We start from the raw sequence: 9,268 nt of genomic DNA, 5'->3' as shown, positions 1-9,268 counted from the left end.
GCGGGCTGTCGATACGACGGGTGCGGGGTGGGGCGCCGACGACGGGCGTGCCGCGTCGCGGGGCGACCCGCTGTTCGACCCTGCGGCAGTGGCCGAGGGGCGCCGGCTCCGCACGCTCGGCCTGGTGATCGGCGGGATCATGGTGCTGGCGATCGGCGGCGCGGTGCTGGGGGTGCCGTGGGAGCGCACGTACTCGCCGCCGGCGGGGGCCCGGTGCACGATCGGGGCGACCGGCGTTCTGGACTGCGGCGGCTCGGGGACCGGCCCGGTCACGAGCGGCCCCGGACCCGCGCCCGACAGTCCGGCGCCGGCGCCGACGAGCGCCCCGGGTACGAACTCGTGGCCGCCGCCCGCGCGCCCCGCCCTGCCGTCGTCGACCGCGCCGGCACCGACCCTCGGCCCGTCGCTTCCGACACGCGACGCCCCGCTGCCGTCGTACCGCCTCCCGCACCCGTCGTATCGACAGCCCGCGCCGTCCTTCGACCCGATCGCGCCGGGATGACACCGGAGGCCGTCCCGGGGCCAATGCCGCGCCGTCAGGCCCCGCCGGGAACCGCACGACCGACGTACGACGCCCCGTTCTGCGGCGGGGGTTCGGGCACCGGCACACGCACACGCTCACCGCCGAAAGAACGTGGGGGGCGAGGCTCTGACCCTTCTCGTGAACGCCTGAGGTTCCCTTGGCCCCGCCGGCCCCGCCGGCTCCCTCGGCCTCCCGGCCTCCGGCCCCCGGCCCGGCGGTCGAACAGACGACCGCTCCCGCCCCGGGATCGTTGGTACTCTGCGGCTTTCTCGCTGTACGGCGAAACGGGGAATCATGACTTTCACCAGTGAGTGGGCTGCCTTGATGTCGGCGGCCAAGGAGCCCGGGCAGTCGACCGGAACGCGGCTCAATCAGCTCGATCCCGCCTCGGGGGGCGGCTCGAACCAGGACCTGGTCGTCACGCAGGACGACCTCGGCGCGGTCGGCCACGAGGCGTTCCTGCTGCACGAACGGCTGCGCAAGGCGGCCGACATCGCGGGCGCGGGCAGCGACAAGAGCGGGGCGGGGTCGACCGCGCAGGCCGCCAAGGAGTGCTCGGACCGCAACCTCACGATGGGCGGCGAGCTGTACACCACGCTGTCCACGTGGGACTCCCAGGTCAAAACGGTGCTCCAGATGTGCGCGCACATCTCGAACCACCTGGACTACTCCCGGAAGGCCCACGCCGCCGACGACAAGGCGATCGCGGCCACCCTCCGCCACCGGGACGGCAGCGCCGTGTCGGTGTCCGAGATATCCAAGTACGTAAAGTGACGGGGGATTTCAGCACGCCATGGGCAGCTTCACCTACACCGACCTCATCACCCTGGATCTCGGCAAGCTGAACACGGCGGTGGGCCACTGGAAGGCCATGGTCGACAAGCTCGCGCAGCTCAAGACGGAGGTCAAGGACGGCCTGGTCAAGAAGTCCGAGGCGGCGCGGTGGCAGGGGGCCAACGCCACGGTCACCAAGGAGTTCGTCCGCAGCACCGCCAAGGAGTTCGGTGACCTGCACGCCGAGGCGCAGAGCATTCACAACGTCCTCAAGGACGCGCACGCGGAGCTCCTGGAGATCCAGAAGCGGGCCAAGGCGCTGACCGAGGAGGCCGCGAACGGCGATCCGAGCCACACGCCGGAGCCTGATCCCTCGCTCCTGGTGCTGGACGGTGGGAACGGCACCGTGAAGGTGATCGAGGCGATGTGCACGGCCGAGGGCACGTCGCAGCGCACCAAGGATTTGATGCGGTGGTACGCCGACACGATCGCCGGCCTGGTCAGCCACGCCGCGGAGGTGGACGCGGCCGTCACCCGCGCCCTGAAGTCCAGCCACGGCGGCGACCCGCACAACGCGGGCCACGCGTCCTACACCTCGCTCGACGAGGACCAGCTGCCGCGCGCGATGAAGCTCGCGTCCCTGGGCGACGACGCGAACGCCAAACAGCGGGCGGAGCTGCGCCGACTGTGGGAGTCCCTGAGCCCCGAGGCACGGGCTGAGCTGTGGAAGGCCCATAGGAACGACCTGCTGGACGCGGGACTGCTGAAGCCCACGGTCAAGAAGGCGGCACCGGACCGGGGTTCCGGACCGTACCGATCCGAGGATTACACATGGGGCGACATCGTCACGAACAGGAAGATGCGGATTCTGGTCGAAGGCGCCGACTGGACGGGCAGCACTGACGCCGCACGCCATATGGCGCACTATATGGAGAGCTCCGGCAAGCCCATGGAACTCCCGGTCGACAAGATGATGAAGGACGATGAGGACTTCAAGGCCCACATCGACAGTCAGATCGACAGCGAGCGCAAGAAGTGGCATAAGCAAGCCCTGGAGGAGTTCAAAAAGAGCGGCGGGCGCCCGGTTGCCATTCCGGTCGAGACGGAGAACGAGGACTACAGCTTCAACCAGGACACCCACCCGAATTGGTTCTACGCCGTCGGGTCGACTCGCTCGAACGTCACGGGCGTGGTGACCGTCGTGCCGGACGCTCAGGGTAACCCTAAAGTCAGTCTCGACTACCAGGCGAACGCCTGGGATCGCTACAACTGGGACATAGGAAAGGGCGTGGACATCTACGGCGTCGAGATCCCGGACGGGGACATGGCTCGCCAACACAGGGTGGGGTTCGCCCGGGAGTTCGACGTGGCGGGCAGCAGCTCCGTCAAACACTACGAGCTGGGCGGCACGAGCCCGAACATGGAGCCGCTGCCGGGGCCCGGCAGAACCAGCCCCGCAGGCGGTACGCTCGATCCCACTCGCGACGCCCAGCAGGATCGCGACAACCCGGCACGATGAACGACTTCAACACTACGCAGCCCAAGAAACTGTCCCTGCGGCGTCTCATCGTCCTCATCTCCGTTGTCGCTCTCACCGTAACGACGGCACTGGTGACCGGTCTCTGGTATATCGCGTCCACGTTGTTCAGCCAGCCCATGTCGAGGGATTCGCACTGCTGCTGGCGGGAGGGCGTCACCTTCGCATGGATGCGCGAGGTGATAGGCGTCCAGGTCCCGGACAGTGCCACGGACCGAAGAGCCGCGTACAAGACCAGCTCCATGTACGACACCGGACTCCTCGTCTTCACGCTGCCCAGCGCGGAAGCGGAGAGATACCTGGTCGCACTGAACCCGTCGGGGGAAGTGACCCTTCCGAACAAGAAACCCAAGAAGAAGGGGTACAAGCGCGCGGACACATTCGAGAAGCTGGGCCTCGCGGAGCCGGAAACGATTCCCGAAGCGCGGCTGGGCGGCTTCTGTCACGGCGATCTTCACACACCCGAGGGCAAGGGCGCCCATTACTGCACCAAGCTTTTCGCGCACGAGTACACACCCGGCAGCACCCGGATCTATCTGAGAACCACCATTGAACCCGGCGTGCCCCCGCCTCCCACGGCACCCACCACGGACGGGAGCAGTGGCACGCCCACCCCCTCGCCCACCGGCCGGGCCAGCGGACGCAACGGGGACACGCGATGACGACAACTGCCCCGCGTGCCCTCCCGAAGGACAGGACCATCGCCTCTGCTGCGACCGCCATGTTCCTGCTGACCGCGTGTACGTCGGACCGCCCGGAACGGCCGACGGAAACACAGAGGGTTCCCTTCTGGGACGACAAAGCCACGCCGGACAGCGTCAGCAAGCAACTGCACGTCGACATTCCCACCAGCGCCACGGACCGGCGGGCCGCGTACGAGCACGGCTTCCAGGACGACCAACTGCTGCTCGCCTTCGTGGTTCCCCACGCGGACGTGGACCCCTTCGTGGCGGGGCTGCACCCCCAGCGGGAACTTCAGCAGCGCGATGACGCCCTTCCGCCCAGCGCCGTCTCCATCACCCCCTTCTCCCAAATAGGACTGGAGGAACCCGACGCGCTGCCCAACGTCCGAGAGACGCAAGTCTGCGCACCCTGTGGCGGGGACCTCAACGCCCTGTCCATCGCCGTGCACCGTCTCGACGACACGAGCAGCCGCGTCTATCTCTGGGGGGTGGACTGAGTTGGCCGAAGCCAGTACGGACGCGCCGCCGCCCCGGCGGGTGTCCGTGAGACGTCAGCTCATCGTCATCGCCGCCGTGTTTCTCGGGGTTCCGGCGGTGCTCGTGCTCACCCTCTGGGGTCTCGCGGCGAAGTGGGAGGCCGACGCCCTCCAGCAGGAAAAGGAGTGCTGCTGGCCTGAGGGGGCCACCTTCACGTGGACGAGCCGATTGATCGGCATTCGGGCCCCGGAGACGGCCACCGATCGGCGGGCCGGGTACAAGGTCGGCCAGCGCCTCGACTCCGCGCTCCTCGTCTTCACGCTGCCCACCAAGGAGGCGGACGCCTACTTCGCGCGTCTGCTCCCCGAAGGGGAGAGGATGACGGAGGTTCAGCCTCCGGTGGACATGGACCACCAACCCTTCGACGGCTTCCGGCATTTCGGTCTCCCGGAGCCCGAGACGATTTCCCAGGGAATGCGGCGCAGCAGCTTCTGCCCGGACTCCGGCACCTTCCCCGGGGGCGAGAAGGTTCACTACTGCGTCACCGTGCACGCCCACGCGTACGCGCCCGGCAGCACCCGGATCTATGTGAAGTCCACCATCGAGCCGAGCGTGACCCCACCGCCCGCCGCACCCGCGGCCGGCGGCTGACCTCGCGGGGTCACGGGCAGGCCCGCGCCACGGCGTCCTCCGGGGTCAGCGTCTCGCCGCGCGCGAACACCGTCTCGTACGCCGCGTCGCCCAGCGCCGTACGGGCCCTCGTCGCCGCGCGGTCCACGTCGGCGCGCTCCGCCGGAGGCAGGGGCGCGCCCGTCGCCGTACGGGCCGCGGAGGCCGCGCCCAGCAGCAGGGCGGCCGGTTCGTGGGCGCCGACCAGGGCGCGCGCCCCGGCGAGGCCCTCCAGCGCGAGGGCGACCGCGCGGGGGTCGCCGGTCGTCCGGGCCGTCGCGTACCCCTCCTCGTGGCGCGCCCGCGCCCCCGCCGCGTCGCCCCTCAGTTCGGCGATGAATCCGAGCTCGGCCAGGACCAGCGCGTTCGCGCCGTCCAGGCCCACTTCCCGGTGCCAGGCGAGCACCTCGCGCAGATGTCGTTCGGCCTCGTCCAGCCGGCCCTCGCGCCGGGCGCCGAGCCCGAGGCCGAGCACGGCGTTGATCTCGGCGGCGCGCAGGCCCAGTTCGGCCGCGGCGCGCCGGGAGCGCTCGTGGTACTCCCGCGCGCCGTCGGCGTCCCCCGTGAGCAGCGCGGTGCGGCCCAGGCCGGAGAGCAGGTCGGCGGCCTGGGTGGAGAGCCCGAACTCCCCGGCGGTGTCCAGCGCGGCGCGCTGGAGGGCCGCCGCCCGCGCGTAGTCCCCGTGGATCTCGGCGACGGAGGCCAGTGGCTGCACGGTCCACAGCCGCGCGCAGGCGTCGCCGACCTCGTCGAACAGTTCCGCGCCGCGTTCGGCGTCGGCCCGCGACCCGGCGAGGTCGCCCCGGAGCAGCCGCTGTACGGATCGGTCGGCCAGCGCCGCGGCCTCGCCCCACCGGTCGCCGAGGGCGCGGAAGCCGGTCAGGGCCCGTTCGGTGAGCTCCTCCCCTTCTGAGAGGTCGCCCGTGCCGCACAGGGTGTGCGCGAGGAACCACCGTGCCCAGGGCAGCCCGTCCGGGTCGCCGGCCTCGCCGTACTGCTTGAGTGCCGCCTCGATGCGCGCGGCCCGGTCCGTGCCGTCCCCGGTCAGGATGGTGACGCCGACCCGCCAGGCGCCGGCGCGGGGCCGCAGCCGGGCGGGCCCGCCGGGCAGGTCGAGCGCGGCCGTCAGCGAGCGGAGCGCCTCACCGAGCCGGCCGCGCACGATCCAGTACCAGGCGAGCGCGTCGACGAGCCGCAGGGCCGCGTGCGTCTCGCCGCGCTCCAGGGCGCCGTCGAGCGCCGAGCGCAGGTTGGCGCTCTCGGCGTCGAGCCGGGCCAGCCAGGAGCGCTGGTCGTGGCCGCGCAGCCGGGGCTCGGCGGCCTCGGCCAGCCCGGTGTAGTACGCGCGGTGCCGGGCCCGTACGGCCTCGGCCTCCTGTTCGCCGGCGTCGCGCAGCCGTTCGGCACAGTACGCGGCGACGGACTCCAGCAGCCGGTAGCGGGCGCCGTCCCCGGTGACGGTGACGGTGACCAGGGAACGGTCGACGAGCCGCGCGAGCAGGTCGAGGACGTCGGCGGCGTCGACGCCGTCGCCGGCGCACACCTCCTCGGCGGCCTCCAGGGCGCACCCCTCGGCGTGGGCGGCGAGCCTGCGCAGCACCACCCGCTCGGGGTCGCTCAGCAGCTCCCAGCTCCAGTCGATCATGGCGCGGAGGGTCTGCTGGCGCGCGGGTGCGCCGCGCTGTCCGGCGCTGAGCAGCCGGAAGCGGTCGTCGAGGCGCTCCAGCAGCCGGTGGACGCCCAGGGCCCGTACGCGGGTGGCGGCGAGCTCCAGGGCGAGCGGGATGCCGTCGAGGCGGCGGCAGATCGCGGTGACGGCGGCCGTGTTGGTGTCGTCGAGGGCGAAGCCGGGCGCGGCGGCGGAGGCGCGGGCGGCGAAGAGCTCGACGGCGCCCTCGGGGGCGAGCGGGGGCACGGCCCACAGCGTCTCCCCGGCGAGGGCCAGTGCCTCCTGGCTGGTGGTCAGGACGACGAGCCCGGGGGCGGTCCGCAACAGCAGCTCCACCAGCGCGGCGGCCTCGTCCACGACGTGCTCGCAGTTGTCGAGGATGAGCAGCGTGCGCTTGTCGCGCAGGACGTCGGCGAGGCGCTCGGCCGCTCCGACCGCCGGCGCGCCCTCGGGGCGTACGCCCCAGACGCCGTCGTCCCGCAGGCCCATCGCGGCGGCGACGACCTCGGCCAGTTCGCCGCCGGTGCCGGCGAGTTCGACGAGCCACTCGCCGTCCGGGAAGGTGCCCGTGAGCTCGCCGGCGACGGCCAGGGCGAGCCGGGTCTTGCCGACGCCGCCGGGGCCGGTGAGGGTGACGAGCCGGCGGCCGGAGAGCAGGTCGCGCACCTCGGTGACGGCGGCGTCGCGTCCGACGAGGTAGCCGAGCGGGGCGAGGACGTTGGTGCGGGGGCGCACGGCGGCGCTCCCCGGGGCGGGCTCCCCGGCGGCGGCCCGCCCCGGGTTCTCCGCGGCCGTGTTGTCGGCGCCCGCGCTCCCGGGGCCCGCCCCGGCCACGGCTGCCGTCCCGTTCATGACAGCGTGACCGGAAACGAGGGCGTCCCCGCTCCCGGTGCCCTCCGCCTTCTTGGCGGCGCTCCCGTTCCCGGCGGCGCCCGCGCTCTCGGCGGCGCCCGCGTTCCCGGCGGCGCCCGCGTTCCCGGCGACGCCCCCGACCGCGGCGGCGTCGCCGCTCCCCGCCCCGCCCGGGCCCACCGCGAGGTTCGCGACGTCCGCGAAGCCCATGAGGTCCGCGTCCTGCCGCAGGATCGCCCGCTGCAGGGCGACCAGTTCGGGCGCGGGGTCGAGGCCGAGCTCGTCGGCGAGCCGGGCGCGCAGATCCTCGTAGGCGGCGAGTGCCTCGCTCTGCCGGCCGGCCCGGTAGAGCGCCCGCATCTGGGCCGCGCGCAGCCGCTCGCGCAGCGGATGGCGCTCCACGAGTTCGGCGAGCTCGCCGACGAGTTCGCCGTCCCGGCCGGCCGCGAGCCGCGCCTCGGCGTGCTCCTCCAGCACGGTGAGGCGCTGCTCCTCCAGCCGGTTCACGGCCGCCCGGGTGAACGCCTCGTCGGCGAAGTCGGCGAACGCGGGCCCCCGCCAGAGCGCCAGCGCGTCGGCGAGCAGGTCCGCGCGGGCGCCGGGGTCCCGGGTCGTACGGGCACGGGCGGCCAGCTCGGCGAACCGGTCGGCGTCCAGCGCGCCGTCGGTGACGGCGAGCCGATAGCCGGGCGCGCGGGACGCGACCAGCTCGCGCCCGCCCGGCTCGGCCTCCTCCAGGACGCGGCGCAGTTGGGAGACCTTGGCCTGGAGCGCCCGGGTGGGGTTGCCGGGGGGCTCCTCGCCCCAGAGGTCGTCGATGAGCCGGTGGCCGGCCACCGGCCGGCCCGCGGCCACGAGCAGGGAGGCGAGCAGGGCACGCACCTTGCGCTCCGGGACCCGGACGGTCCGCCCGTCCTCGGTCCAGACGGCCGTCTCCCCCAGCACCCCGAATCGCATGGGGTCACCGTAACCCGACACGGCACGCCGCTCTCGAACAGGCCATCGAGCGGGGCCGGGACGCGCCCCCACCGAACGCTCACGGCCGCGGCCCGGCGAACGCCCACGGCCGCGGCCGCGGCCCGCCGTACGGTCCGGCCGCACCGACCACCGGCCCGAACAGATCCGTAACGCCGTCCGAACACCGTCCGAGCCGAACCCGAACCCCCGCGCCGGATGGTTTCTCCAGCGGCCGCACCGACCACCGCACCACACACCGACCACCGCGGCCGCACCACCCACCGAAGGAGAGATCACCATGGCACGACTCACCGGCCGCACCGCCCTCGTCACCGGCGGCAGCCGCGGCATCGGGCGGGCCGTCGTCCGGCGGCTGGCGGCGGAGGGCGCCCGCGTCGGCGTCCACTACGCCTCCAACGAGGCGGCGGCGAAGGAGACCGTGGCCACCGTCGAGGCGGCGGGCGGCAGCGCCTTCGCGATCCGCGCCGAACTGGGCGTCCCGGGCGACGCCGACGCCCTGTGGCAGGCGTTCGACGCGCACGCCGACGGCCTCGACATCCTGGTCAACAACGCGGGCATCGCCGGCCCGGGCCTGATCCACGAGGTCACCGAGGAGGACTACGACCGCGTCTTCGCGGTGAACGCCAAGGCGCCGTTCTTCATCATCCAGAAGGGCCTGGACCGGCTGCGCGACGGCGGCCGCATCGTCAACATCTCGTCCGGCGTCACCAAGGTCGCCTTCCCGGGCATGACCTCGTACGCCGCCTCCAAGGGCGCGCTGGAGGTGCTGACGCTGACCCTGGCGCAGACCCTCGGCTCCCGCGGCATCACCGTCAACGCGGTGTCCCCCGGGACGATCGAGACGGACATCCACCCCTGGATGGCGGACCCGGCGGCGAAGGCGCACGCCGCGTCGTTCTCCGTCTTCGACCGGGTCGGGCAGCCCGACGACGTCGCCGACGTGGTGGCGTTCCTGGCCTCGCCGGACGCGCGCTGGGTGACCGGCCAGAACATCGACGCCAGTGGCGGCTCGGGCCTCGGCCTCTGACGCGCCCCGGGCCGCAGCCACAGCCCCGCCTCCAGCGGCGAGAGCCCCGCGACCGCCTGGAGGTACTGCGGCACCAGGT

7 protein-coding genes and 1 pseudogene are annotated in these 9,268 nt (G+C 73.0%); 7 read left to right on the top strand and 1 reads right to left on the bottom strand.

The features are described 5' to 3' along the window. The 6 genes and pseudogenes from ACSNOD_RS23805 to ACSNOD_RS23780 all read left to right on the top strand — a co-directional run. A pseudogene (locus ACSNOD_RS23805) lies at positions 1–502 on the top strand (hypothetical protein); the annotation flags it as partial. A gap of 315 nt (positions 503–817) precedes the next feature. Beyond that, positions 818–1,297 (top strand): hypothetical protein, encoded by a 480-nt coding sequence (locus tag ACSNOD_RS23800; RefSeq protein ID WP_436769074.1) that lies wholly within the window; start codon positions 818–820, stop codon positions 1,295–1,297. 19 nt (positions 1,298–1,316) lie between these two features. Continuing rightward, complete coding sequence (locus ACSNOD_RS23795) at positions 1,317–2,816, top strand: hypothetical protein (RefSeq protein ID WP_436769073.1); 1,500 nt, start codon at positions 1,317–1,319, stop codon at positions 2,814–2,816. After that, entirely contained in the window at positions 2,813–3,496 is a 684-nt protein-coding gene (locus ACSNOD_RS23790) for a hypothetical protein (RefSeq protein WP_436769072.1), read from the top strand. Before ACSNOD_RS23795 ends, ACSNOD_RS23790 begins: the two co-directional genes overlap by 4 nt. Further along, positions 3,493–4,014 carry a hypothetical protein gene (locus ACSNOD_RS23785; RefSeq protein WP_436769071.1) on the top strand — a complete coding sequence of 174 codons (522 nt, stop codon included), beginning with the start codon at positions 3,493–3,495 and terminating at the stop codon, positions 4,012–4,014. Before ACSNOD_RS23790 ends, ACSNOD_RS23785 begins: the two co-directional genes overlap by 4 nt. A 46-nt stretch (positions 4,015–4,060) precedes the next feature. Then, positions 4,061–4,645 (top strand): hypothetical protein, encoded by a 585-nt coding sequence (locus ACSNOD_RS23780; protein WP_436769070.1) that lies wholly within the window; start codon positions 4,061–4,063, stop codon positions 4,643–4,645. A gap of 10 nt (positions 4,646–4,655) precedes the next feature. On the opposite strand, the gene ACSNOD_RS23775 is transcribed toward ACSNOD_RS23780, so the two are convergent. Further along, the gene (locus ACSNOD_RS23775; RefSeq protein WP_436769069.1) at positions 4,656–8,141 is read right to left on the bottom strand and encodes an AfsR/SARP family transcriptional regulator; all 3,486 of its coding nucleotides are present in this window, start codon (positions 8,139–8,141) and stop codon (positions 4,656–4,658) included. A gap of 298 nt (positions 8,142–8,439) precedes the next feature. On the opposite strand from ACSNOD_RS23775, the gene ACSNOD_RS23770 reads away from it, so the two are divergent. Further along, on the top strand, positions 8,440–9,189 hold the full coding sequence (locus ACSNOD_RS23770; protein ID WP_436769068.1) for an SDR family oxidoreductase: 750 nt from the start codon (positions 8,440–8,442) through the stop codon (positions 9,187–9,189). The last annotated feature ends 79 nt before the right edge of the window (positions 9,190–9,268 follow it).

The sequence above is a fragment of the Streptomyces sp. URMC 123 genome, assembly GCF_051386515.1.
Taxonomy (GTDB): domain Bacteria; phylum Actinomycetota; class Actinomycetes; order Streptomycetales; family Streptomycetaceae; genus Streptomyces.
This window is presented reverse-complemented; position numbering and strand designations above follow the sequence as displayed.